This is a genomic window from Bacillus sp. 1NLA3E, assembly GCF_000242895.2.
Classification (GTDB): Bacteria; Bacillota; Bacilli; order Bacillales; family Cytobacillaceae; genus Bacillus_BU.
Genome location: NC_021171.1, coordinates 64,830 through 89,032 on the forward strand (window position 1 = coordinate 64,830; position 24,203 = coordinate 89,032).

At 37.7% G+C, this 24,203-nt stretch carries 23 protein-coding genes, 1 tRNA gene and 1 pseudogene; 24 read left to right on the forward strand and 1 reads right to left on the reverse strand.

Annotation, left to right across the window (positions count from 1 at the left end; translation table 11 throughout):
- The first annotated feature begins 107 nt into the window (after positions 1–107).
- From spoVT to B1NLA3E_RS00355, 8 genes are all read left to right on the forward strand, one after another.
- Complete coding sequence (gene spoVT / locus B1NLA3E_RS00320; protein ID WP_015591904.1) at positions 108–644, forward strand: stage V sporulation protein T; 537 nt, start codon at positions 108–110, stop codon at positions 642–644.
- 252 nt (positions 645–896) lie between these two features.
- On the forward strand, positions 897–2,501 hold the full coding sequence (locus B1NLA3E_RS00325) for a putative polysaccharide biosynthesis protein (RefSeq protein WP_015591905.1): 1,605 nt from the start codon (positions 897–899) through the stop codon (positions 2,499–2,501).
- A gap of 15 nt (positions 2,502–2,516) precedes the next feature.
- The gene (gene mazG / locus B1NLA3E_RS00330; protein WP_015591906.1) at positions 2,517–3,980 is read left to right on the forward strand and encodes a nucleoside triphosphate pyrophosphohydrolase; all 1,464 of its coding nucleotides are present in this window, start codon (positions 2,517–2,519) and stop codon (positions 3,978–3,980) included.
- 25 nt (positions 3,981–4,005) lie between these two features.
- Positions 4,006–4,269 (forward strand): RNA-binding S4 domain-containing protein, encoded by a 264-nt coding sequence (locus tag B1NLA3E_RS00335; protein WP_015591907.1) that lies wholly within the window; start codon positions 4,006–4,008, stop codon positions 4,267–4,269.
- A gap of 100 nt (positions 4,270–4,369) precedes the next feature.
- Positions 4,370–4,678, forward strand: coding sequence for a sporulation protein YabP (gene yabP / locus B1NLA3E_RS00340; RefSeq protein WP_015591908.1), 309 nt, complete (start codon positions 4,370–4,372; stop codon positions 4,676–4,678).
- On the forward strand, positions 4,675–5,304 hold the full coding sequence (yabQ, locus tag B1NLA3E_RS00345; RefSeq protein ID WP_015591909.1) for a spore cortex biosynthesis protein YabQ: 630 nt from the start codon (positions 4,675–4,677) through the stop codon (positions 5,302–5,304). Before yabP ends, yabQ begins: the two co-directional genes overlap by 4 nt.
- Positions 5,305–5,321: 17 nt before the next feature.
- Complete coding sequence (locus B1NLA3E_RS00350; protein ID WP_015591910.1) at positions 5,322–5,723, forward strand: FtsB family cell division protein; 402 nt, start codon at positions 5,322–5,324, stop codon at positions 5,721–5,723.
- Positions 5,724–5,800: 77 nt separating this feature from the next.
- Complete coding sequence (locus tag B1NLA3E_RS00355) at positions 5,801–6,241, forward strand: S1 domain-containing RNA-binding protein (RefSeq protein ID WP_015591911.1); 441 nt, start codon at positions 5,801–5,803, stop codon at positions 6,239–6,241.
- 207 nt (positions 6,242–6,448) lie between these two features.
- Here B1NLA3E_RS00355 and B1NLA3E_RS00360 read toward each other — a convergent pair.
- Positions 6,449–6,522, reverse strand: a tRNA-Met gene (locus B1NLA3E_RS00360).
- Positions 6,523–6,739: 217 nt separating this feature from the next.
- Here B1NLA3E_RS00360 and spoIIE point away from each other — a divergent pair.
- From spoIIE to lysS, 16 genes and pseudogenes are all read left to right on the forward strand, one after another.
- A complete protein-coding gene (gene spoIIE, locus B1NLA3E_RS00365; RefSeq protein ID WP_015591912.1) occupies positions 6,740–9,214 on the forward strand; it encodes a stage II sporulation protein E in 2,475 nt (824 codons plus the stop codon).
- Positions 9,215–9,290: 76 nt separating this feature from the next.
- Positions 9,291–10,028 carry a vWA domain-containing protein gene (locus B1NLA3E_RS00370; RefSeq protein WP_015591913.1) on the forward strand — a complete coding sequence of 246 codons (738 nt, stop codon included), beginning with the start codon at positions 9,291–9,293 and terminating at the stop codon, positions 10,026–10,028.
- A complete protein-coding gene (locus B1NLA3E_RS00375) occupies positions 9,997–10,965 on the forward strand; it encodes a protein kinase domain-containing protein (RefSeq protein WP_015591914.1) in 969 nt (322 codons plus the stop codon). Before B1NLA3E_RS00370 ends, B1NLA3E_RS00375 begins: the two co-directional genes overlap by 32 nt.
- Positions 10,966–11,139: 174 nt before the next feature.
- A pseudogene (tilS, locus tag B1NLA3E_RS00380) lies at positions 11,140–12,411 on the forward strand (tRNA lysidine(34) synthetase TilS); the annotation flags it as partial.
- 135 nt (positions 12,412–12,546) lie between these two features.
- Positions 12,547–13,092, forward strand: coding sequence for a hypoxanthine phosphoribosyltransferase (hpt, locus tag B1NLA3E_RS25080; protein ID WP_015591915.1), 546 nt, complete (start codon positions 12,547–12,549; stop codon positions 13,090–13,092).
- Positions 13,093–13,226: 134 nt separating this feature from the next.
- Positions 13,227–15,197: an ATP-dependent zinc metalloprotease FtsH gene (gene ftsH, locus B1NLA3E_RS00385; RefSeq protein WP_015591916.1), complete on the forward strand. Its 1,971-nt coding sequence runs from the start codon at positions 13,227–13,229 to the stop codon at positions 15,195–15,197.
- A gap of 141 nt (positions 15,198–15,338) precedes the next feature.
- Positions 15,339–16,118: a type III pantothenate kinase gene (locus B1NLA3E_RS00390; protein ID WP_015591917.1), complete on the forward strand. Its 780-nt coding sequence runs from the start codon at positions 15,339–15,341 to the stop codon at positions 16,116–16,118.
- Between the two features lie 30 nt (positions 16,119–16,148).
- Complete coding sequence (gene hslO, locus B1NLA3E_RS00395; RefSeq protein ID WP_015591918.1) at positions 16,149–17,027, forward strand: Hsp33 family molecular chaperone HslO; 879 nt, start codon at positions 16,149–16,151, stop codon at positions 17,025–17,027.
- A 24-nt stretch (positions 17,028–17,051) separates the two neighbouring features.
- The gene (locus B1NLA3E_RS00400; protein ID WP_015591919.1) at positions 17,052–17,930 is read left to right on the forward strand and encodes a peptidyl-prolyl cis-trans isomerase; all 879 of its coding nucleotides are present in this window, start codon (positions 17,052–17,054) and stop codon (positions 17,928–17,930) included.
- A 219-nt stretch (positions 17,931–18,149) separates the two neighbouring features.
- Positions 18,150–19,076 (forward strand): cysteine synthase A, encoded by a 927-nt coding sequence (gene cysK / locus B1NLA3E_RS00405; protein WP_015591920.1) that lies wholly within the window; start codon positions 18,150–18,152, stop codon positions 19,074–19,076.
- 294 nt (positions 19,077–19,370) lie between these two features.
- A complete protein-coding gene (gene folP / locus B1NLA3E_RS00410) occupies positions 19,371–20,219 on the forward strand; it encodes a dihydropteroate synthase (RefSeq protein ID WP_015591921.1) in 849 nt (282 codons plus the stop codon).
- Positions 20,212–20,571 (forward strand): dihydroneopterin aldolase, encoded by a 360-nt coding sequence (gene folB / locus B1NLA3E_RS00415; protein WP_015591922.1) that lies wholly within the window; start codon positions 20,212–20,214, stop codon positions 20,569–20,571. Before folP ends, folB begins: the two co-directional genes overlap by 8 nt.
- A gap of 3 nt (positions 20,572–20,574) precedes the next feature.
- Positions 20,575–21,105: a 2-amino-4-hydroxy-6-hydroxymethyldihydropteridine diphosphokinase gene (gene folK / locus B1NLA3E_RS00420; RefSeq protein WP_015591923.1), complete on the forward strand. Its 531-nt coding sequence runs from the start codon at positions 20,575–20,577 to the stop codon at positions 21,103–21,105.
- Positions 21,057–21,272: a helix-turn-helix domain-containing protein gene (locus B1NLA3E_RS00425; protein ID WP_015591924.1), complete on the forward strand. Its 216-nt coding sequence runs from the start codon at positions 21,057–21,059 to the stop codon at positions 21,270–21,272. The genes folK and B1NLA3E_RS00425 overlap by 49 nt, the downstream gene beginning before the upstream one ends.
- Before the next feature lie 68 nt (positions 21,273–21,340).
- Complete coding sequence (gene dusB, locus B1NLA3E_RS00430) at positions 21,341–22,342, forward strand: tRNA dihydrouridine synthase DusB (protein ID WP_015591925.1); 1,002 nt, start codon at positions 21,341–21,343, stop codon at positions 22,340–22,342.
- 209 nt (positions 22,343–22,551) lie between these two features.
- Positions 22,552–24,036 carry a lysine--tRNA ligase gene (lysS, locus tag B1NLA3E_RS00435; protein ID WP_015591926.1) on the forward strand — a complete coding sequence of 495 codons (1,485 nt, stop codon included), beginning with the start codon at positions 22,552–22,554 and terminating at the stop codon, positions 24,034–24,036.
- Positions 24,037–24,203 lie beyond the last annotated feature (167 nt).

Consider the following 24,203-nt stretch of genomic DNA (forward strand, 5'->3'; position numbering starts at 1 on the left):
TTTCCAGTTGAAAGATAATAAGTTCTAACATGGTGATGATTTAACTCCAGAACCACCATGAATCATTGCCAAACAACAAATCATCAGATGAAAGTGAGGCAACTTGGATGAAAGCAACTGGTATTGTTCGTCGAATCGATGATTTAGGTCGTGTGGTTATTCCAAAGGAAATTCGTAGAACGCTTAGGATTCGTGAAGGTGACCCTCTCGAGATTTTTGTGGATCGAGACGGAGAAGTCATTTTAAAGAAATATTCACCTATTAGTGAGTTGGGTGATTTCGCAAAAGAGTATGCTGAGGCCCTGTATGATAGTTTGGGGAATCCTGTCTTAATCTGCGATAGAGATACTTATATTGCTGTTGCAGGCGGTTCAAAGAAAGATTACTTAAATAAGAACATTAGTGATTTAGTTGAAAAAACGATGGAAGATCGAAGTCCTGTCATCATGAATCAACAGGAATCAGTTTCACTTGTGGATGGGATTGATGAGAATGCAACTTCCTATACTATTGGCCCAATTATAGCCAATGGTGATCCGATTGGTGCTGTCATTATAGTTGCAAAAGAAGGAACACTCGGAGACGTTGAACAGAAAGCTGTGGAAACGGCCTCGAGTTTCTTAGCTCGGCAGATGGAGACATAGGAAGTAATGATTTATAACGATTTTACAACATATTCATAATGTTTTTGCTGAAAAGGGTAGCAGAGAGCTGCCTTTTTTCAATTGATATATACAAGAACTTTATCATTACTAGAAAATCCTTACATAGAAACTAACATAATAAGGCGGATGTTAACGAGGGCTCTCATGTTTATTCAACATTAATAACTGAAAGCAAAAAGGGTAATATGCTATAATACGTTGAAAATTATAATTTGGTAGGTGAGACGGGCTATGGAGCCCAGACAAAATCAGGATGTTTTGAAGGGTGTTTTAATATTAACAATTGGCGCCATCCTTACGAAAATATTAAGTGCTGTGTATCGAATTCCTTTTCAAAATATGGTTGGGGATGTCGGGTTTTATATATATCAGCAAGTATACCCATTTTATGGATTGGCGCTTGTCTTAACAACCAATGGGTTTCCGGTGATTATTTCCAAGCTTTACTCCGAGAAAAAAAGTCGCAATGAAGATGAGTTTGAAGCAACTCGATTACTTTTTACATCTTTTTTCTTCCTCTTTATAGTCGGTATTCTTGCTTTTTCTGGCATGTATTTTGGTGCTGACTTTTTTGCAGGGAAAATGAAAGATCCTCATTTGGCTGTTTTATTTCGAGTCATTTCAATTATCTTTATTATTCTTCCGTTTAATTCGGTATTTAGGGGATACTTCCAAGGAAATGGCGACATGTTGCCGACAGCTGTTTCACAGGTTGGGGAACAATTGATAAGAGTAACAACTATTTTGGTGTTAGCTGCTTTATTTATGCATGAGGGATATTCTCTTTATATTGTTGGCGGAGGAGCCGCATTTGGCTCGATTACGGGCGGGATCGTTTCAGGAGTTATCTTAGCTACTTTTTTTAGTAAGCGAAAAAGGAATAGTAGTCTTTCAATCATAGCTATTTTTCGTTCCGTTAAAATGGAAGAAGTTTTAGATATTGTGAAGACCTTAACCTTTCAGGGGTTTGCTATCTGTATTACGGGTATGCTATTAATATTTATTCAAATGGCTGATTCTATTAACTTATACACATTGCTTGTATCATCAGGAATCGGTGAATTTGAGGCAAAACAACTTAAGGGGATATATGACCGTGGCCAACCGTTGTTACAGTTAGGAACCGTTCTAGCCACTTCCATGTCTCTTTCGTTGGTCCCATTGATTTCAAGTGAAAAAATGAAAAAAAATAAAGATGTTTTGGTTAATAAAATACAAACCGCTCTAAAAATTAGTATCATGGTTGGAGTTGGCGGATCAATCGGTTTAATGTGTATTATCAAGCCAACGAATGTCATGTTATTTGAAAACAGTCAAGGTTCCAATATCTTAGCCATTATTTGTTTATTAATTCTTTTTTCCTCAATCATTATTACAATCTCAAGTATTCTTCAAGGATTAGGTGTAAGCATTCTACCGGCAGGAATTATTTTATTAGGTTTTTCGATTAAGTGTTTATTAAATATTCCATTTGTCCTTCATTTTGGGACGCTTGGTGCAGCAATTGCATCTGTAGTAGCCATGATTGTTATTTTGATTTTATTATCTGTAAAATTAACAAGAGTTGTCGGACAAAAAATAATGCCGAAGGGTTACATCCAAACCATTGCCTTTGCTTCATTGATCATGGGTAGTAGTTTGCTAGGCTACATTAAAGTAACAGATATGTTTTTTCCATCAGGAAGATTCTTTGCGTCATTACAGTCGCTTACGGCTGTGATGATCGGGGGTGCGCTTTATTTGATATTTGTTTTAAAAAGCGGTGTATTTAAAGAAGAAGAGCTTGTCTTACTTCCGTTGGGAAGCAAACTAATAGCACTTTTACCAAAAAAATAACTGGAGATGATCCCATTGACAAGGAAAATTGTTGTTCTTGGTTTGGGTGCTGGAGACTTGAACCAGCTTCCATTTGGAGTCTATAAAAAAGTGGTTCAAACCAATCTTGTTTATTTAAGAACAAGGGAGCATCCTGTTATCCGTGATCTGGAAAAGGAGGGTGTTCAATTTGAATCATTTGATTCTGTCTACGAAAAATTTGATCAATTTGAACAAGTGTATGAAGAGATTAGTGAAATCCTGCTTCAAAAATGCGAAACTGTAACCATCACCTATGCTGTTCCTGGACATCCTCTCGTGGCCGAGAAAACGGTCCAGCTTTTATTAGCTAAAGGGGCAGAACGAGGGATAGAAATAGAAATTGGTGGTGGTCAAAGCTTTATTGACTCCATTTTTCAGGCACTTTTAATTGATCCAATCGACGGATTTCAATTATTGGACGGAACTTCCTTAACTCGCGAGGAGCTCAATCTTCATCAGCATGTGATGATTGGACAAGTATATGATACTTATGTTGCTTCAAATGTTAAGTTAACGTTAATGGAAAGACTACCAGACGATTATAAGGTATATGTCGTAACCGCCGCCGGAAGTGATGCAGAGCAGGTACAGGAGATTCCTTTGTATGAACTGGACAGGGTAGTTAAAATAAATAATTTAACAACAGTGTATGTACCGCCAGTTACCGATGAAGTAATTCTCTATAAAGATTTTGCTAAGCTTCGCCAAATTATTGCTGAGCTTCGGGGACCAAATGGCTGTCCATGGGATAAAAAGCAAACCTATCAGAGTTTAAAAAAATATTTAATTGAAGAATCATATGAATTGATTGAAGCGATCAATAATGACGATATCGATCATATGATAGAGGAATTAGGGGATGTCTTACTTCAAGTAATGCTTCACGCCCAAATTGGCGAAGATGAAGGCTATTTTTCAATTGATGATGTTATTGAAGGAATTTCAGCTAAAATGATCCGGCGTCATCCGCATGTTTTTGGAAATGTGGAAGTTAACAATGTCGAGGATGTTCTGAGCAATTGGGAAGAAATAAAGAGTGGAGAAAAGACGAAGCGAGAAGCCTCTCTTTTAGATAAAGTTGGAATGGCCCAACCGAGCCTAATCAGGGCATTTGAGCTTCAAAAGGAAGCGGCCAAGGTAGGATTCGATTGGCAAGAAACAGCTCCTGTTTGGGCTAAGGTAAAAGAGGAACTTAAGGAATTTGAAGATGAGATCAACAAAGCGGAAAAAAATGAAAATTCCTTAAAGGAGTTTGGTGATCTGCTGTTTTCAATGATTAACTTGGCACGTGTTTATAAAATACATCCAGAGGAAGCGCTTTTGGCTACGAACCAAAAGTTTACAAAAAGGTTCCAGTTTGTAGAAGCACAGGTTAAAGAGAGTGGAAGAGTATTTGCAGACCATGATCTTGATGAGCTTGATCAATATTGGGAACAAGCAAAGAAATTGGGTTTATAATTTGATCCAAAAGGAGGAATGACTCGTGCGCTTAGATAAATTTTTAAAAGTTTCACGATTAATAAAGCGTCGAACAGTTGCAAAGGAAATTTCTGACCAAGGCAGAATTGAAATCAATGGCAAGCAGGCAAAGTCAAGTACTACTGTTAAGGTGGGCGATGTACTGACTGTTAAATTTGGTCAAAGGATTGTGACGGTAAAGGTTGAACGGCTCCAAGAGTCTTCCCGAAAAGAAGAGGCCGCAGAAATGTATTCAGTTATAAGTGAAGATCGAGTAGCAGAGGCGTAATCAACCGCCTCTGTTTTTTTTATCGCCCTTGATTCAGTTCTATATTTTCTCCCATTTTCATACACTTGTACAAAAAGCAGCTGACTGAGAGGGATGAAAGGTGAGCCAATATTATGATCAAAACTCTACTAAAACCACCAATGTTCAAGAGCACGATGTGATCATGCGAGGTAGACGAATTCTAGAAATTACCGGGGTGAAGCAAGTAGAAAGCTTTGATAATGAGGAGTTTCTATTGGAGACAGTGATGGGATTTTTAGCAATTAAGGGTCAAAATTTGCAAATGAAGAATCTAGATGTAGATAAAGGGATTGTCGCGATTAAAGGTAAAATTTACGAATTAATTTACTTGGATGAGCAGCAGCATGGGGAGAAGGCTAAGGGATTCTTTAGCAAGTTATTCCGATGACACTTTCAACGCAATTTATTACCATGCTGGCTATGGTCGGCATGGGGTCCTTCTTTGGAGCAGCATTGGATACGTACAATCGTTTCTTAAAGCGGGATACCCAAAAACACTGGCTTGTTTTTCTAAATGATATATTATTTTGGTTATTACAAGGATTAACTATTTTTTATGTGCTGTTTATTGTAAATGAAGGGGATCTTAGATTTTATATATTTATTGCCTTATTTTGTGGATTTGCAGCTTATCAAAGTCTAATGAAACGGGTTTATTTAAAATGCTTAGAAATGGCTATCACCATAATCATCTCTATTTGGAGATTCTTTGTTAAATTGGTTCAGATTCTTATTTATCGACCGCTGTTAGTGTTATTCGGTTTCCTCATTTCGATTATGATGGCCGCAGTTCGGGGGCTGCTGCTTTTTTTGAAATTTATCGGAAAAACACTTGTATGGATTGTCAAAGTTTTGTTTAGACCAATTGTGATTATTTTGTTACTATTTTGGAAATTATTGCCGAAAAGGATTAAAAAAATCGTCGAGAAGTTATATAATATAATGGCAGGATTTTTGAGAAAAATAAAGAAATATTTGAGTAGTATGATAGAACGGTGGAAAAAGCAAAAATAGTAAGGAGGTCTGCGTCATTGAGTGCCATCAAAAGAAACGTTGCAAAAATACAAACTGATTTAGCATACCAACATGAAATAGCGGGAATCAATGCTGTTAACAAGCGAAAACGGGTAGTTAGAAGACTATTCTTCTTCCTCGTTTTTGCCAGTGTAATTGCATACTTTATGATTTCTACACTCATGTCGCAAGCCTCTTCACTCGAAAAAAGGGAATCTGAAAAGGCCAAACTACAAAATGAATTGGTGGATCTAAAGAAAGATCACAGTGGTCTTAAAGATGAAATTATTAAGCTAAATGACGACGAGTACATAGCCAAGCTGGCTCGTAAAGACTATTTCTTATCAGAAAACAATGAGATTATCTTCAATATTCCAGATGAGAAAAAGGGAAAAACATCTGGAAAGTTAACTAATTGACACACATTTTCACTTAATTTTATATATTATATACTAAGTTTGATTTTTTATATTTCTTAAGGAGGAAAATTTTTTATATGTCAATCGAAGTAGGCAGCAAGTTACAAGGGAAGGTAACGGGCATTACGAATTTTGGAGCGTTTGTAGAGCTGTCAGAGGGTTCAACTGGTCTTGTTCACATTAGTGAGGTCGCTGATAACTATGTTAAAGATATTAATGATCACCTAAAAGTAGGCGATATTATCGAGGTTAAGGTAATTAATATTGGAAATGATGGTAAAATTGGCTTATCAATCAAGAAGGCAAAAGAGAAGGTTGAATTAAGGCCACAACCACGTTCTAATTCACAGCGTCCGCGCCAGGGAAAAGCGAATGATTACCGCAACAATAACAACAACAAAGTCGAAAATTTCGAATCAAAAATGGCACGCTTCTTAAAGGATAGTGAAGATCGCTTATCATCATTAAAGCGTCATACAGAATCCAAACGCGGTGGAAGAGGAGCCAAAAGAGGTTAACTTGCTGCTTATTTTTTATTAAACATGTGGACTTTTTGCTATTATATATTTATGTATGAAGAGACAGGTTTTTATAAAAGCTTGTCTTTTTTTGGTTCTATTAATATAGGGAAAACCGCCCAAAGTAAAAACTCTGGGCGGTTTTTTTATGCTTTTCTATTTGTCTAGCCACAGCGCCGATTAACGGGCGACTTCCGTTCTTCGTTATAGCGGCGGAGGGGATCGAACCCCCGACCTTACGGGTATGAACCGTACGCTCTAGCCAGCTGAGCTACACCGCCAAAATTTAAGGCACAAAATGTATAATACATAGAAAAAGTGAGCCTGTCAATATTTTTTATATTGGAAAAGGGGGAGCATTAATAATAATGTTTCCTTTTTGGGTTTTTCGGAGAAATGAGTCGAACAAAAATATAATAGGCATTTGGAATTGTGACAAAATTTTGACAATTACACCTATATAATAAATAGAAATAGTAATCGTAAGGAGTGTGGCTAATGGCAAAGGTAGAGCGGAATTTAATTGAACCGATTGGAGAAGTGAATTTTAGCGGTTCAAAAGTAGATTTATTTAGTGGATTGAAAAAAATTTCAGCTAAACTAGAAACTTTTTTTATAAAAAAAGGCTATATTCTATTATTTATCGGTTTTTTATTGGGACGAGCCTTGATTTTAGAAAAACTGACCCCATTTAGTCTACCATTCTTTGCTGCTGTTTATTTAATTAAGCGAGATAGAGCTCCGTTAGCTCTGATTGGTTTAGTCGCTGGTGCTACTACTCTATCAATCTCAGACACTGCTGTAACCTTTGGAAGTTCGGTTTTATTCCTCATTGTCTACCGAATTGTCGAGAAATGGTTAAAAAATGATCTTAAAACGGTTCCAACCATTGTATTTTTCATTCTCTTAGCAGGTAATCTAATCCAGGGTTATTTTGTGGATCAAGAGGTATCGATCTATGATGGGATAATGGCAGGTGTTGATGGGGGGTTAGGTTGTATTTTAACCTTAATTTTCCAACAAAGTATTCCCCTATTATCGATAAACAAGCGAAGGCAACCATTAAAAACAGAAGAAATTGTTTGTTTGATTATCATGCTTGCATCGATTATGACCGGTACAATAGGCTGGTCAGTTTATAATTTATCAATAGAAAATATTGTATCAAGATACTTAGTATTATTGTTTTCTCTAGTTGCTGGGGCAACAGTCGGGTCTACAGTGGGAGTTGTAACAGGTTTGATTTTGAGTCTAGCAAATGTTTCTAGTTTTTATCAAATGAGCTTGCTTGCTTTTTCTGGCTTACTGGGTGGCCTCCTTAAAGAGGGAAAAAAGATTGGTGTTTCATTAGGGTTATTGATTGCAACCGTATTAGTAGGGATGTATGGAGAAGGTGGAGGATTACTTTCAAAAACCGTATATGAGACCTTGGCTGCTATCTTGTTAGTTCTTCTTACTCCTCAGGGATTAACCATAAAGTTAGCAAAACATATTCCAGGTACGGCCGAATATGCGGCAGAGCAACAACAATATATGAGAAAAATGAGAGATGTCACGGCGCAAAAGGTTTCCCAATTTTCAAATGTATTCCAGGCTTTATCAAATAGTTTTACATCAAATGAAGCTCATGGGAAAGTTGATGATCCGTCAAGGGAACTGGATTTTTTCCTAAGTAATGTAACTGAAAAAACGTGTCAAACATGCTTTAAGAAGGATTATTGTTGGACAAGGAACTTTAATACAACCTATGATTCTATGAAAGAGATTATGCAGGAAATGGATCAAAATTATGGAGTGGTTCCACAAAAGATATCGAGGGAATGGGAAAAGCATTGTACCCGGTCAAATAAAGTAATCGATGCAATTGGTCAAGAGTTAACTTATTTTCAAGCAAATCAAAAACTGAAAAAGCAAGTTCAAGAAAGCCGCAGACTTGTAGCAGAACAACTGCTGGGAGTGTCAGAGGTAATGGAGAATTTTGCTAAGGAAATTCAAAGGGAACGGGAAAACCATCACAAACAAGAGGAGCAAATATTAGAGTCCTTACAGGAGTTTGGTATTCAAATTGAACAGGTAGAAATCTATAGTTTAATGAAAGGTAATGTTGATATTGATATGACTGTCCCCTATTCTGAAGGTCACGGGGAATGTGAAAAGCTAATTGCTCCAATGCTATCAGATATTCTCGGAGAGACTATTGTGGTTAATTCGGAGGAATGTTCAACTTTCCCGAATGGATTTTCACATGTTACCTTTGGTTCAGCCAAAGCCTATGTCGTCGAAACTGGAGTTTCCCATGCGGCGAAGGATGGTGGTTTTGTATCAGGAGATAGTTATTCCACGATAGAGCTTGGTTTTGGTAAATATGCTATTGCCATAAGTGACGGAATGGGAAATGGTGAACGTGCCCATCTTGAAAGCACCGAGACTCTTAGTTTACTTCAAAAAATATTACAATCAGGAATTGAAGAAAAGGTGGCTATCAAGTCAGTGAATTCTGTGTTGTCTCTTCGGACAAATGATGAGGTATTTTCAACCTTAGATTTAGCAATGATTGATTTACAAAATGCCTCCGCAAAATTTTTAAAGATTGGCTCCACTCCAAGCTTTATTAAAAGAGGGAACAAGGTCATGAAAATCCAAGCGAGCAATTTGCCGATGGGAGTCTTTCAGGAATTTGATGTAGATGTAGTTGGGGAACAACTTAAGGCTGGAGATTTACTGATTATGATGAGCGATGGGGTTTTTGAAGGTCCAAAACATGTTGAGAACTACGATCTTTGGATGAAACGAAAGCTTCAGGAATTAGAGACAGAAGATCCACAGCAGATTGCAGATTTGATTATTGAGGATGTCATTCGATCAAGAGGTGGTTATATTGACGATGATATGACAATTGTCGTTTCTAAAATACAGCACAATACCCCGAAATGGGCATCAATCCCCATGCAAAAACTCCGCAAAAAAGCATAAATAGTTTCCAATTTTTTGTGTATAACATCATCTTTTTTCGGCGAAGATGGTAGGGAAAATTGGATGGAGGGAAAGAATGAAGACAGGCAAATTACGCCAAATACTACTAATTACAGACGGTTGCTCAAATCATGGTGAGGATCCTGTCGCGATGTCAGCCCTCGCGAACGAACAAGGCATCACGATAAATGTTATTGGAGTTATAGATCAGGATATCATTGATGAAAGAGGCTTAAAGGAAATTGAAGATATTTCTATGGCTGGTAAGGGAGTAAGCCAAGTCGTTTATGCAACTCAACTTTCTCAAACTGTGCAAATGGTTACAAGAAAAGCAATGACACAGACATTGCAGGGGCTTGTTAATCGAGAAATTCAACAAATTCTTGGTGGTTCAAAAACGGTTGAAGATCTGCCTCCGGAAAAACGCGGAGAGGTAATGGAAGTGGTAGATGAACTAGGTGAGAAAGTCGAGTTAGAAGTGTTGATTCTGGTCGATACCAGTGCAAGCATGAAGCAAAAACTTCCGACAGTAAAGGAGGCTCTGTTAGACTTATCACTGAGTCTAAATGCTAGATCAGGAGATAACCGTTTTTCGGTTTTTGTATTTCCCGGGAAAAAGAACGATGTCGAAAAACTTTTAGATTGGACACCGAAGTTGGAATCCTTAACAACTATTTTCCCAAAATTAACAACTGGAGGATTAACTCCTACAGGGCCGGCTATTCGTGAAGCATTAACTTATTTTAAGCAAAAAAGATCATTAAGGAGTTTGTTATCTGGTGATGATGAATCATTCTTTGAAGAGTCAATGTAAGGCTAGCCCAGGGACAGTAATACAAGGAAAGTGGCATCATCATCGTTACACAATTATCAAAGAGCTTGGTAAGGGTGCAAATGGAATTGTTTACTTAGCTCAATCACTTAATGGATTAGTTGCCTTAAAAATGAGTGATAATAGTATGTCGATTACTTCTGAGGTTAATGTGCTGAAGTCCTTTGCCAAGGTCCAGGGTTCAACCCTTGGACCTTGTTTGCTTGATGTTGATGATTGGGAAATAAGAATTGGGAAAATATCCTACTATGTAATGGAATATATAGAAGGCCCTGATCTATTGACGTATATTAACAAAAAAGGGCCGGAATGGACGAATGTATTCGTTCTGCAATTATTATCTGATTTAGAGCAACTTCATCAAAATGGGTGGGTATTTGGAGATTTAAAGCCAGAAAACCTTATTATAACAGGCCCACCTCCTAGTATTCGTTGTATTGATGTAGGTGGAACAACGCTACAAGGTAGAGCAATTAAGGAGTTTACGGAATTTTTCGATAGAGGTTACTGGGGGTTAGGGAGCCGTAAAGCTGAGGCAAGCTATGATTTATTTTCTGTGGCCATGATTATGTTGAATACTGCCTATCCAAACCGATTTAATAAAACGACCGGCGGAATGTCACAGTTAAAAAGTATGATTCACCAAAAAAAAGAATTAAAGAGGATCGAGGATATTTTGATCAAAGCTTTACAGGGGGACTATGCTTCAGCAAGTCAAATGCGTTTAGACATGCTTCATGCCTTGAATCATGTTCCGAAGCGGCCTCAAGTAACAACACGAAAAAGTACACATCAACCAGTGACGGTAAGTCGGGGGAAGTATTCAAAACAAAAGAAACAAGGCGGAATGCTTGAAACAATTATCATTGCTTCGGTAATCTGTATTTTTTATATTTTTTATATTTATGATCATCTTTAAAAGTTTAAAAAATAATTGAAACTTTTTTAAATCTAAATCGTATTGAAAGAAAACCAATTATGAATTTTTTTCTTTAAGATATGCCTTTGTTTTTGTATCGGAATAGAGAAAAGTGATAAGCTTTTAATAATCCTCAAATTATTAAGGGTACAATTTGTTTAAAGGAAGATTAGCATGTTAGAAAACAAGGTAACCGCCTTTTTTGATCATCATGGAATTGAATTGAAAAATAAGGGAGTTGTTGTTGGTGTATCTGGTGGACCAGACTCGATAGCCCTTCTTCATTATCTCTTAAGTAAGCGTGATAGATGGAATATAAAGATCGTTGCAGCACATGTTGACCATATGTTTCGTGGAATTGAATCTTTTAATGAGGCAAAATTTGTTGAAGAATTTTGCCAAAAACATAGTATTCCATTTGAAGTAAAACATATTGACGTACCTGCCTATATTGGAATAACAGGGAAAAATTCACAAGTTGCATCTCGAGAGTGTAGGTATAATTTTTTTAAAGAAGTTATGGGAAAATATGAGTTTCCTTATTTAGCACTAGGACATCACGGTGACGATCAAATTGAAACAATTTTAATGAGACTAACCCGAGGGAGCACGGGAAGGGCAAGGGCAGGAATTTTATTTAATCGATCTTTTGCAAGGGGTCAAATTATTCGCCCTTTTCTCTGTTTAACGAGAAAAGAAATTGAAGCGTATTGTACAGAGCATCATTTGGATCCACGTAGAGATCCAAGTAATAATAAAGACATATACAGTCGAAATCGCTTTCGGAAATACATGCTTCCCTTTTTGAAAGATGAAAATCCTTTGGTTCATGAACATTTTCAACGGTTCAGTGAGGACATCCAAAATGATGAGGAATATCTTCAGGAATTAACAGTCCAAAAAATGAATAAAGTAATGAAGAACGATAAAGATAAAATGACTGTTGACATTAAAATCTTTGCAACAATGCCAATACCTTTACAACGAAGAGGTATTCAACTAATATTAAAATATCTTTACAAGGAAAGACTTGATTCCCTTTCCGCAATACATATAGACCAATTACTTTCCTTAATGCGAAATCCTCATCCTTCAGGAACACTTGATTTCCCTAACGGCTTGCAGGTTGTGCGTTCCTATGATGAGTGTTTTTTTATATTCCATCAAAAGGAAATACTCCCATATCAGTTCGAAATCACTGAGCCAGGAGACTTGTTGCTACCCAATGGGTCTGAAATTTCAATTCAGTTTAATAAGAAGGCATTATTGGGGAATGATGTAAATCGACTTGTTCTCGACTGTAACGAGATTTCTTTTCCTATTATCATCCGTACCAGGAAAAATGGTGATCGCATGAGCGTAAAGGGTATGGATGGGACGAAGAAGATTAAAGAAATCTTTATTGAACAGAAAATCCCAATTCATGACCGAAATGTATGGCCGATTGTTACGGACAACGAGGGAAATATTCTCTGGGTGCCAGGCATTAAAAAGGGTAAACATATAATAAGGGATCATCCAAACACCAGCTATATTCAATTAACATATAAAAGCAATGATTCTTCTAGGGGGCAACCAGTAATGAAAAGGGATATTGAAAAAGTTTTGATAACTGAAGAGCAGATTCAAGACAAAATTAAAGTTCTTGCCAATCAATTAACAGAGGAATATCTTGATCGCTTTCCTTTGGCAATTGGAGTTTTAAAAGGAGCTATGCCTTTTATGGGCGATCTTCTTAAGAGAATTGATACACATCTTGAGATGGACTTTATGGATGTCTCAAGCTATGGAAATTCCACTGTATCTTCAGGAGAGGTCAAAATATTAAAGGATCTTGACACACAAGTTGAAGGTCGAGATATTTTGATTATTGAGGATATTATTGATAGCGGCTTAACTTTAAGCTATCTTGTTGAGCTTTTCCGTTATCGCAAGGCAAAGTCCATTAAGATTGTGACATTGCTTGATAAACCATCAGGACGTAAAGCCGATCTTCAAGCGGATTATGTTGGATTCATAGTTCCAGACGAATTTGTGGTAGGTTATGGTCTCGATTTTGCTGAAAGGTACCGCAATTTGCCGTATATTGGAATTTTGAAGCCAGAGGTATATAGCACCAACGATTAAGTGAAAAATAAGAAACACAAATGAAACAAGCTTGATTATAGTTACAGGCATCTGCTGGGGGTAATTCCTTGTATTGGTGCAATTTTCTATGATACTATTTAATATAGTTTGTTTAGAGTGGGAGGAGGTAAGGGATGAATCGGATCTTCCGTAATACCATCTTTTATTTATTAATTTTTTTAGTCATTATTGGCGTAGTTAGCTTCTTTAATGGCAATAACGAGCCAACAGAGAATATATCTTACGATAAGTTTATTGGATACTTGGAAGGTGGCCAAGTTAAGTCCCTTTCATTACAGCCTGAACGAGGTGTTTATCAGGTTCGGGGACAGCTTGATAGCTACGATAAAGACAAGTATTTCGTAACTTACGTCTGGAATAGTGAAGAATCGCTATCCAAAATTAATAAAGCAGCAGCTAATTCGAAGGTGGAAGTACTACCTGCTAAGGAAACAAGCGGATGGGTCACCTTCTTTACATCAATCATTCCATTTATCATTATTTTTATCCTGTTCTTTTTCTTATTAAATCAAGCCCAAGGCGGCGGAAGCAGGGTAATGAATTTTGGAAAAAGTAAAGCAAAGCTTTACAATGATGAGAAGAAAAAGGCCCGGTTTAAAGATGTAGCCGGTGCGGATGAGGAAAAACAAGAGCTAGTTGAAGTTGTTGAATTTTTGAAGGATCCTCGTAAATTTGCTGAACTAGGTGCACGTATCCCGAAGGGGGTTTTATTAGTTGGACCTCCAGGAACAGGGAAAACGTTATTGGCACGTGCAGTTGCTGGTGAGGCAGGAGTTCCTTTCTTTTCAATTAGTGGTTCTGATTTTGTTGAGATGTTTGTTGGGGTCGGGGCTTCCCGTGTCCGTGATTTATTTGAAACAGCCAAGAAAAATTCACCATGTATCATATTTATTGATGAAATTGATGCAGTCGGTCGTCAACGTGGCGCTGGTTTAGGTGGAGGCCATGATGAACGTGAACAAACGCTCAACCAGTTATTAGTTGAGATGGATGGTTTTGGGGCAAATGAAGGAATTATTATCATTGCTGCAACAAACCGTCCGGATATTTTGGATCCTGCGTTACTTAGACCAGGTCGTTTTGACCGTCAAATTACTGTAGACCGCCCAGATGTTAAAGGGCGTGAAGCAGTACTTAAAGTACATTCACGGAACAAACCTCTTGATGAAGGGGTTAACCTTAAAGCGATAGCTTCTAGAACACCAGGCTTTTCTGGAGCTGATTTAGAAAACCTCTTAAACGAAGCGGCTCTTATTGCAGCACGCCGAGGTAAGAAGAAAGTTGATATGTTGGATATTGATGAGGCGACAGACCGTGTTATTGCTGGTCCAGCGAAAAAGAGTCGAGTCATTTCTGAAAAAGAACGAAACATTGTCGCTTTCCATGAGGCTGGTCATACAGTAATTGGACTTATTTTAGACGAAGCTGAAATGGTTCACAAGGTAACAATTGTCCCTCGGGGTCAAGCAGGTGGTTATGCTGTTATGCTTCCGAAAGAAGATCGTTACTTCATGACAAAACCGGAGCTTTTAGATAAGTTGGTCGGATTGCTGGGTGGTCGGGTTGCCGAAGAAGTCGTCTTTGGTGAAGTAAGTACCGGTGCTCATAATGACTTCCAGAGAGCAACTGGAATTGCCCGGAAAATGATTACTGAGTATGGTATGAGTGACAAGCTTGGGCCAATACAATTTGGTCAAGCACAAGGGCAAGTATTCCTAGGTAGAGATATAGGTCATGAGCAAAACTATTCCGATGCGATTGCATATGAAATTGACTTAGAAATGCAACGTTTCATAAAAGACAGCTATGAAAGAGCAAAGGTTATTTTAACTGAAAATCGCAGTTTACTTAATTTGATTGCGACGACTTTGTTAGAAGTTGAAACGTTAGACGCTGAACAAATTAAACACTTAATGGATCACGGAACACTTCCTGATAGAACCATAAAAAATGATTCTGCAATAATTAATATGGGATCAGAAGATGTTAAAGTGAACATTTCGATTAAGAAGGATGAACTAGACTCTAATAGTAATGCTACAGAGTTAGATAAACAGGATAGTGAAGATAAACCACTACTCTAAAAGTAAGGTGCCCTTGATGGGCACCTTTTCCTATTATCAACTCCCTTATAAGGACTCTTTTTTTTCACCAATTATCGTAATTATGATATGATGCAAAATAGAAAATAAATAATAAATAATAAATGTAAAGTGGTGAGATGGGTGATTTTTGTTTTTGACGTCGGCAATACCAACATTGTATTAGGTGTTTATAACAATGAGGAGCTAATACATCATTGGAGAATTGAAACAAACAGAAATAAAACCGAAGATGAATATGGAATGATGATTAAGGAGTTATTTGATCACGTACATTTATCCTTTTCGGAGATAAATGGCATAATTATCTCTTCAGTTGTTCCTCCAATTATGTTCTCACTAGAAAGAATGTGCCAAAAGTATTTCCATGTTAAACCTTTAGTCGTAGGACCAGGTATGAAAACAGGGCTTGATATTAAATATGAAAACCCTCGGGAAGTTGGGGCAGACCGAATTGTAAATGCGGTAGCTGCCATTCATGAGTATGGTAGTCCGTTAATCATAGTCGATTTTGGAACCGCTACTACCTATTGCTACATTAATGAACATAATCAATATATGGGTGGTGCAATAGCTCCTGGTATTGGGATTTCAACAGAGGCGTTGTACTCTAGAGCAGCGAAGTTACCAAGAATAGAGATATCACGCCCCGATGATATCATTGGAAAAAATACAGTATCGGCGATGCAATCGGGAATCTTATTCGGCTATGTTGGGCAGGTCGAAGGGATTGTTCAAAGAATGAAAGCACAAAGTAATGTAAAGCCAATGGTTATTGCCACTGGTGGCTTGGCTACTTTGATTTCACAAGAATCAACTTGTATTGATGTAGTGGACCCATTTTTAACATTAAAGGGTTTACAGCTTATTTATAAACGGAATATGGAGAGTCTAAAAAAATGAACCCTGCTACAACGAGAAAGGAGCATAGGAATGAGTGATTATTTAGTAAAGGGCTTAGCATTTGATGGCCAGGTTAGGGCATATGCCGCAAGAACAACGCAAACAGTTGAAGAAGCACAAAGGCGCCACCATACATGGCCTATTGCTTCAGCAGCCTTAGGACGGACCATGACAGCAGGTGTTATTATGGGCGCTATGTTAAAGGGAGATCAAAAGCTAACAATTAAGATTGAAGGTGGAGGTCCTATTGGGCCAATATTAGTAGATAGTAATGCAAAAGGTGAGGTTAGAGGATATGTTACCAATCCACATATCCACTTTGAACAAAATGCCCAAGGAAAGCTTAATGTTGGTAAAGCTGTTGGGAACACTGGAACGTTAACTGTTGTTAAGGATATCGGTCTGAGAGACTTTTTTAGCGGTCAAGTCCCGATTGTGTCAGGAGAATTGGGAGAAGACTTTTCCTATTATTTTGCCACATCAGAACAAGTTCCATCGTCAGTTGGTGTGGGTGTTCTAGTTAATCCGGATAATTCAATTTTGGCTGCAGGTGGATTTATTATTCAACTGATGCCTGATACACAAGAAGAAACGATTGAAAAGATAGAACAGAAGCTTAAAGAAATTCCTGCCGTATCAAGTTTGATTCAGAGGGGACTAAATCCGGAGGAGCTGTTAGAAGAAATTCTAGGTAAAGGAAATGTTCATTTTCTTGAAACCGTGCCTGTTTCTTTTTCATGTAATTGTTCGAAGGGCCGCTTTGCCAGCGCGATTATTGGTTTAGGAAAAGCGGAGATAAAGGATATGATTGAGGAAGATGGACAAGCAGAGGTCCATTGTCATTTCTGCAATGAAAAATATCTTTTTTCAAAGCAAGAGTTAGAGGAATTAGGTAAAGAGGCTAAATAACGGAGAAACGTTGGAGGAAGACGCGTGAAAAAAAAGCACTACTTGCTTATTATAGCAGGGCTTGTCATCCTAAATATTTTAACCTTTTCAGTTATACTTTTAAAACCCCATTGGCTCCAAAGTAACCAGGAAAAAGTTGCATCAATAGGAAATGATTCAATTTCACGTCAAGAATGGTTGAATGAAATGGAAGCTAGATATGGAGAAAGCATTTTAAAGGATTTAATTGATCAAAGGGTAATAGAGCAGATGGCAAAGAAGTATAATATTAGTGTCAAGGATAAGGATATTGACCGGGAATTAACCCTTTTGAAAACCACGACCTATACTCAAGGCCAAAATCAAAATGAAGAAAAACTGCGCCAGCAAATTAAGTACAGTTTGTTACTTGAAGAGATTCTAACAAAGGATGCAGTTGTATCAAATAAAGAAATGAAAAAATATTATAATCAGAATAAAAGCCTTTTTGTTGTCCCTACTTCCTATCATCTTTCCCAAATTATCGTCCATACAAAAAAGGAAGCAGAGCAAACTATTAAAGAATTAGCCCAGGGTTCTAGTTTTTCAGTTTTAGCGATGGAACGTTCAATTGATGAATTTTCTGCGAATCAGGGTGGTGACATTGGTTATGTAAATGAAGAAGACGAAAGAATCTCCAATGACATCATGGAGAAGATAAAGGATTTAAAACCAGGGAAATGGACACAACAATATAAAACAGATGAAGGTTATGCGGTTTATCTCCTTCATGAACGGATTCCTGAAAAAAAATATTCATACAAAGAGGTTAAGAACCAGATCCGTCGGCAATTAGCACTTGAACAGATGGATATGTCCGTTTCAGCGGATATTTTCTGGAAAGAGGCAAAGGTAGAATGGTTTTACGGGAATAAAAAGGATTAGTCATCCTAGTTTAATCAAACAATTTTTTATGGGGTGTCTTTCAGTCAAACTGAGTGATGCCCTGTTTTTTTAAGCAATTAGCCTATTCTTAATAATTTAAAAAGATTTATCATGAATATTTGGATTTTTTGAACAAAACGGTTGACAAATACTCTGAAAATTGGTAGATTTACTTTTATAAAACCTATATAAATACTCGGATTAAGAGGTGGAGAGAAAATGGTAAAAGTAGCAAATTCAGTTGCAGATTTAGTAGGACAAACACCAATAGTGAAATTAAATCGTGTTGTTGATGAAAACAGTGCCGATGTGTATTTAAAATTAGAGTACTTTAACCCTGGGAGTAGCGTAAAAGACCGTATTGCACTTGCAATGATCGAAGCGGCAGAAGAAGACGGAAGTTTAAAACCAGGCTCTACAATTATCGAACCAACAAGCGGAAATACTGGTATTGGCTTGGCTATGATTGCAGCAGCAAAAGGTTATAAAGCTATTTTAGTAATGCCGGAAACAATGAGTTTAGAGCGCCGCAATCTCCTTCGTGCATATGGTGCTGATTTAGTGCTGACACCTGGACCAGAAGGTATGGGCGGAGCTATTCGTAAAGCGGAAGAGCTAGCTAAAGAAAATGGTTATTTCGTACCACAACAATTCAACAATTTTGCCAACCCGGAAGTACACAAAAGAACAACTGGAAAAGAAATCGCTGAACAATTAGGCGACCAATTAGATGCGTTTATCGCAGGGATTGGTACAGGTGGTACAATTACAGGCGTAGGACAAGTGCTTCGCGAAAAATATGCGAATATTAAAGTATATGCAGTTGAACCTTCTGATTCACCTGTATTATCTGGAGGAAAACCAGGACCTCATAAAATCCAAGGAATTGGAGCAGGTTTTGTACCAAAGGTATTAGATACAGATGTATACGATGAAATCATTCAAGTAACAGGTGATCAAGCCTATGAAGCTGCACGCAATGCTGCTAAAAAAGAAGGAATCCTAGCCGGTGTTTCTGGTGGGGCAGCCATTTATGCGGCGTTAAAGGTAGCAAAAGAGCTTGGTAAAGGGAAGAAAGTTGTTGCGATCATTCCAGATAATGGTGAGCGCTACTTCAGTACTCCGCTTTATCAATTTGAAGATTAAGAGGGTAAATGAGAGAAGAGAGGCAGAAGCTAACAGCTGATGCCTCTTTTTCTTATTAGGAGAAATATGATTCTGATAAAATAATTGGATCGTAAAAATGGAGGTTCGTTTGTGTCCGCTCCCTTCGATTAGAATTTTTATATGGGATTACTCGCAAATTTATTATAAAATTAGCTAAGAAAATTGGATTTAATGAGGTAATTGGATTTTTCAAACCAGAAAAACTGTTGAAGCTAAGGTCGGATTTTTACCAACACAATCTAAGGGTTGGTTCAGCTACAGGAGGAATTACCAATGCGAAAAGAAAGAAAAACAACCATTCAATGTGGTTCATTTTCACTTGATTATGAAAAAAAGACCTTAATAATGGGAATATTGAATGTTACTCCAGATTCTTTTTCCGATGGAGGAAATTATACTCATATAGAAAAAGCAGTGCATCATGCGCTTGAAATGGTCGAACAGGGCGCCGATATTATTGATGTAGGTGGGGAATCTACAAGACCTGGTTATGTTCAAATCTCCGTTGAGGAAGAAATCAACCGAGTGGTTCCGGTAATTCAGGCTCTGTCGAAGAGTGTTCATGTTCCAATTTCCATAGATACTTATAAGGCGGAAGTCGCAAAACAAGCAATTCTTGCTGGAGCTCATATAATTAATGATATCTGGGGAGCTAAAGCAGACCCAAACATGGCAGCGGTGGCCGCAGAGTTACAGGTGCCAATCGTACTGATGCACAATCGAAACGATCGAAATTATTCGGATCTCTTTATTCGAGATGTTTTCAATGATTTATTTGAGAGTATTGCCCTTGTAAAACAAGCAGGTGTAAAAGATGACATGATTATTCTTGATCCAGGTATCGGTTTTGCAAGGGATCTAGAAGAAAACCTCGAAACGATGCGAAATTTGGACAAGATCGTTTCATTAGGGTATCCTGTTTTACTAGGAACATCACGAAAGTCATTGATTGGGAATGTCATGAATTTACCTACTTCAGAACGAATGGAGGGAACAGGAGCAACGGTTTGTTACGGGATACAAAAAGGGTGTCAAATCGTCCGAGTTCATGATGTTAAAGAAATGGCTAGAATGGCAAAAATGATGGATGCACTATTGGCAAAGGGGGAGTATGGTGGATAAAATTGAACTATATAGAATGGATTTTTTTGGATATCACGGTGTTCTACCTGAAGAAAACCGACTAGGACAGCGGTTCATGGTTGACTTAACCGTTTTCGTCGATTTAAAAAGAGCTGGAGAAAGTGATAATCTAAATGATTCTATTAACTATGCAGAACTTTTTTCTATCTGTAAAGATGTAGTAGAAGGTGAACCTTTAAAATTAATTGAGGCAGTAGCTGAAAAAATAGCGACGAACGTCCTTAAAACATATGAAATGGTTTCAGAGTGTACCGTAAAGGTTATAAAACCGAACCCGCCTATTCCAGGACATTACCAACATGTTGCCGTGGAAATCAAAAGGAGTCGATAATAAATGGGGAGAAATTTGGCATATCTGTCTATCGGTTCAAATATGGGGGATCGATTTTATTATTTGAAAAATGCCATTCAATTATTAACTAATGAAAAAGAGATTGAGTTGGTAAATGCTTCTTCAATTTATGAGACAGATCCTGTTGGATATGAAAATCAAGGCCCCTTTTTAAATATGGTCATTGCTATAAATACTGGACTTTCACCTGAAGACCTGCTAAAGTTGTGTTTAAAAATTGAAATTGATCTTGGTAGAAAAAGGGAAATTAAGTGGGGCCCAAGGACATTGGACCTTGACATTCTACTATATAATCATGAAAATATTGAAACAGAAGATCTTATAGTTCCTCATCCTCGGATGCATCATAGAGCATTTGTTATGGTACCTCTCATAGAAATCAACAACGATATTAACGTACCGATGATTGAGAAACCTATGAAATTATGGGTGGAAAATCTGCCTGATAAAAAAGGAGTACGAATATGGAAGCAGAAAAATGGGGAAGACGTATTCGCGCTTTTCGAAAGCTAAAAGGATTCACACAAGAATCTTTTGCTAAAAAAGTAGGCGTATCGGTTTCAGTTTTGGGAGAAATGGAACGTGGTAATCGATTTCCAACACAGGAGTTTTTAGAGTTAGTTGCCGCCATTCTACAAATAGACGTAGAAGAGCTAACACCACCAGATGAACAAGAATAATAAGCGGATGCTGGATGATCAGCACCGGTAGGCATAAGCTAAACAACTAGAGGAAGGAGGTAACTCGTATGTTGAAAATCGGAAATATTGAGATGAAAAACCCGATTGTTCTTGCACCGATGGCAGGAGTCTGCAACTCTGCATTTCGCCTGACGGTAAAGGAATTCGGAGCAGGTTTAGTTTGCGCGGAGATGGTCAGTGATAAAGGAATCGTCTATAAAAATGAAAAAACGTTGGATATGCTTTATATTGATGAACAGGAAAAACCACTAAGTCTGCAGATTTTTGGCGGAGAGAGGGAAACTCTTGTAGAAGCAGCTCGTTTTGTTGATGAGAATACAAATGCCGATATTATTGATATTAATATGGGTTGCCCAGTGCCGAAGATTACCAAAGTGGACGCCGGTGCAAAGTGGCTGCTTGACCCAGATAAAATTTATGAAATGGTTGCAGCCGTTGTTGACGCAGTCAAAAAACCAGTAACCGTTAAAATGAGAATGGGCTGGGATCTAAACCATATTTATGCGGTTCAGAACGCCCAAGCGGTAGAACGAGCTGGTGGGCAAGCGGTTGCCCTTCATGGTCGTACGCGAGTCCAGATGTATGAAGGGAAATCTGACTGGGATATTATCCGTCAGGTTAAACAAGCCGTAAACATCCCAATTATCGGTAATGGGGATGTACAAACTCCTCAGGATGCTAAAAAAATGCTTACTGAAACCGGCTGTGACGGAGTTATGATTGGTCGAGCGGCTTTAGGGAATCCGTGGATGATCTATCGTACTGTAAAATACCTTGAAACTGGTGAGCTAATCAGTGAGCCAAGCGCTCGCGAAAAAATAGACGTTTGCATTCTTCATTTAGATCGATTGATTGATTTGAAAAACGAAAACATCGGTGTTCGTGAAATGAGAAAGCATGCTGCCTGGTATTTAAAAGGGATAAGAGGAAATGCCGTTGTTCGAAATGCGATTAACGAATGTGTTACAAGAGCGGAGTTAGTTGCGTTATTATATGGCCTTGTTACAGATTTAGAAGACAAAGAACAACTTGCAATACATGTTGGGTAGGGTTGGCTTATTTTCAACTTTTCAACATTACTTTTGTTATAAAATAAACTGCCAGTACATAACTGGCAGTTTTATTCTATTTAATTTTCATTTTTGATGTCTGAACTGATAAGATTGTGTAAAATAATAAAGTATCTAAAAAAAATGGTGATAATGCGCGGTTTTGTCGAGCGTTTTACATAATTAATATATTAATGGAGTTGATAGGAATGAGTCAGGAAGAATTAAATGACCAATTGGTGGTCAGACGGGAAAAAATGAATACAATGCGGGAAAATGGTTTAGATCCATTTGGAAAGCGTTTTGAGCGGACTCATTTTACAAAGGAATTAATCGAACAATATGGGGAAGCGGAAAATGAAGAACTCGAAACAAACAATATTTCCGTAACACTAGCTGGTCGAATTATGACAAAGCGAGGTAAAGGAAAAGCAGGTTTTGCTCACATCCAAGACCTAACAGGGCAAATTCAAGTTTACGTAAGGCAAGATGCAGTGGGGGAGGAACAATATAAAGTTTTCACTTCTGCTGACTTAGGGGACATCGTTGGGGTAGTTGGAACAGTGTTTAGAACAAAAATGGGAGAATTTTCGGTAAAAGTAACTAACTTTGTATTTTTAACAAAAGCACTCCGCCCATTACCAGATAAATTTCATGGTCTGAAAGATATTGAGCAACGATATCGCCAACGTTACTTAGATTTAATTATGAGCCAAGAAAGTAAATCGACATTTATTACACGCAGCCGCATTATTCAGTCGATGCGTCGTTATTTAGATGATCATGGCTACTTAGAAGTTGAAACACCAATGATGCATGCGATTGCTGGTGGTGCTTCGGCCCGTCCATTTATTACACATCATAATGCACTAGATATGCCATTATTTATGCGGATTGCGATCGAACTTCATTTAAAACGCCTGATTGTGGGTGGTCTTGAAAAAGTATATGAAATTGGTCGTGTATTTAGAAATGAGGGTGTTTCAACTCGTCACAATCCAGAATTTACGATGATTGAGCTTTACGAAGCCTATGCAGACTATCGGGATATTATGAGCCTTACTGAAAACCTCATCGCTCATATTGCCCAAGAAGTACTAGGAACAACGACAGTTCAGTATGGGGAATATGAAGTAGACCTTAAGCCAGAGTGGAAAAGACTTCATATGGTAGATGCCATTAAAGAATTCACTGGTGCAGATTTCTGGCAGGAGATGAGTGTCGAAGAGGCTCGAGAACTTGCAAAAGAACATGGTGTTGAGATTAATAACAATATGCTTTATGGTCATATCGTTAACGAATTCTTTGAGCAAAAAATTGAAGATAAATTAATCCAACCTACATTTATTTATGGTCATCCTGTGGAGATTTCACCACTTGCTAAGAAAAATGACGAGGACCCAAGATTCACAGATCGCTTTGAATTGTTCATCGTTGCTCGTGAGCATGCTAATGCTTTTACTGAACTTAATGACCCTATCGATCAAAGAGAGCGCTTTGAGGCACAACTTAAAGAACGTGAGCAGGGAAATGATGAAGCGCATCTAATGGACGAAGATTTTGTCGAAGCATTAGAATACGGTATGCCTCCAACTGGTGGTCTTGGGATTGGGATCGATCGAGTTGTTATGCTATTAACAAATTCTCCATCGATTAGGGACGTGCTCTTATTCCCGTTAATGCGTCACCGTTAATAATATTTATTTAGGCAGGCCCGATGGTCTGTCTTTTTTTTGAAAAATTAAGATAGTGCAGAGTATGATATTGAAAGGTAAATACTTATTAAAGAAGTGGATAATTATTAGAATATTTTGCATTTAACTCCAAGTGTAAAAAGTATTAAAAACATATTGCAACGAGC

Coding starts and splice junctions, on each gene's coding strand:
- spoVT (WP_015591904.1), top strand. CDS start 108: ATGAAAGCAACTGGTATTGTTCGTCGAATCGATGATTTAGGTCGTGTG.
- B1NLA3E_RS00325 (WP_015591905.1), top strand. CDS start 897: ATGGAGCCCAGACAAAATCAGGATGTTTTGAAGGGTGTTTTAATATTA.
- yabQ (WP_015591909.1), top strand. CDS start 4,675: ATGACACTTTCAACGCAATTTATTACCATGCTGGCTATGGTCGGCATG.
- B1NLA3E_RS00355 (WP_015591911.1), top strand. CDS start 5,801: ATGTCAATCGAAGTAGGCAGCAAGTTACAAGGGAAGGTAACGGGCATT.
- spoIIE (WP_015591912.1), top strand. CDS start 6,740: ATGGCAAAGGTAGAGCGGAATTTAATTGAACCGATTGGAGAAGTGAAT.
- B1NLA3E_RS00370 (WP_015591913.1), top strand. CDS start 9,291: ATGAAGACAGGCAAATTACGCCAAATACTACTAATTACAGACGGTTGC.
- B1NLA3E_RS00375 (WP_015591914.1), top strand. CDS start 9,997: ATGATGAATCATTCTTTGAAGAGTCAATGTAAGGCTAGCCCAGGGACA.
- hpt (WP_015591915.1), top strand. CDS start 12,547: ATGAAAAGGGATATTGAAAAAGTTTTGATAACTGAAGAGCAGATTCAA.
- ftsH (WP_015591916.1), top strand. CDS start 13,227: ATGAATCGGATCTTCCGTAATACCATCTTTTATTTATTAATTTTTTTA.
- hslO (WP_015591918.1), top strand. CDS start 16,149: ATGAGTGATTATTTAGTAAAGGGCTTAGCATTTGATGGCCAGGTTAGG.
- cysK (WP_015591920.1), top strand. CDS start 18,150: ATGGTAAAAGTAGCAAATTCAGTTGCAGATTTAGTAGGACAAACACCA.
- folP (WP_015591921.1), top strand. CDS start 19,371: ATGCGAAAAGAAAGAAAAACAACCATTCAATGTGGTTCATTTTCACTT.
- folK (WP_015591923.1), top strand. CDS start 20,575: ATGGGGAGAAATTTGGCATATCTGTCTATCGGTTCAAATATGGGGGAT.
- B1NLA3E_RS00425 (WP_015591924.1), top strand. CDS start 21,057: ATGGAAGCAGAAAAATGGGGAAGACGTATTCGCGCTTTTCGAAAGCTA.
- dusB (WP_015591925.1), top strand. CDS start 21,341: ATGTTGAAAATCGGAAATATTGAGATGAAAAACCCGATTGTTCTTGCA.
- lysS (WP_015591926.1), top strand. CDS start 22,552: ATGAGTCAGGAAGAATTAAATGACCAATTGGTGGTCAGACGGGAAAAA.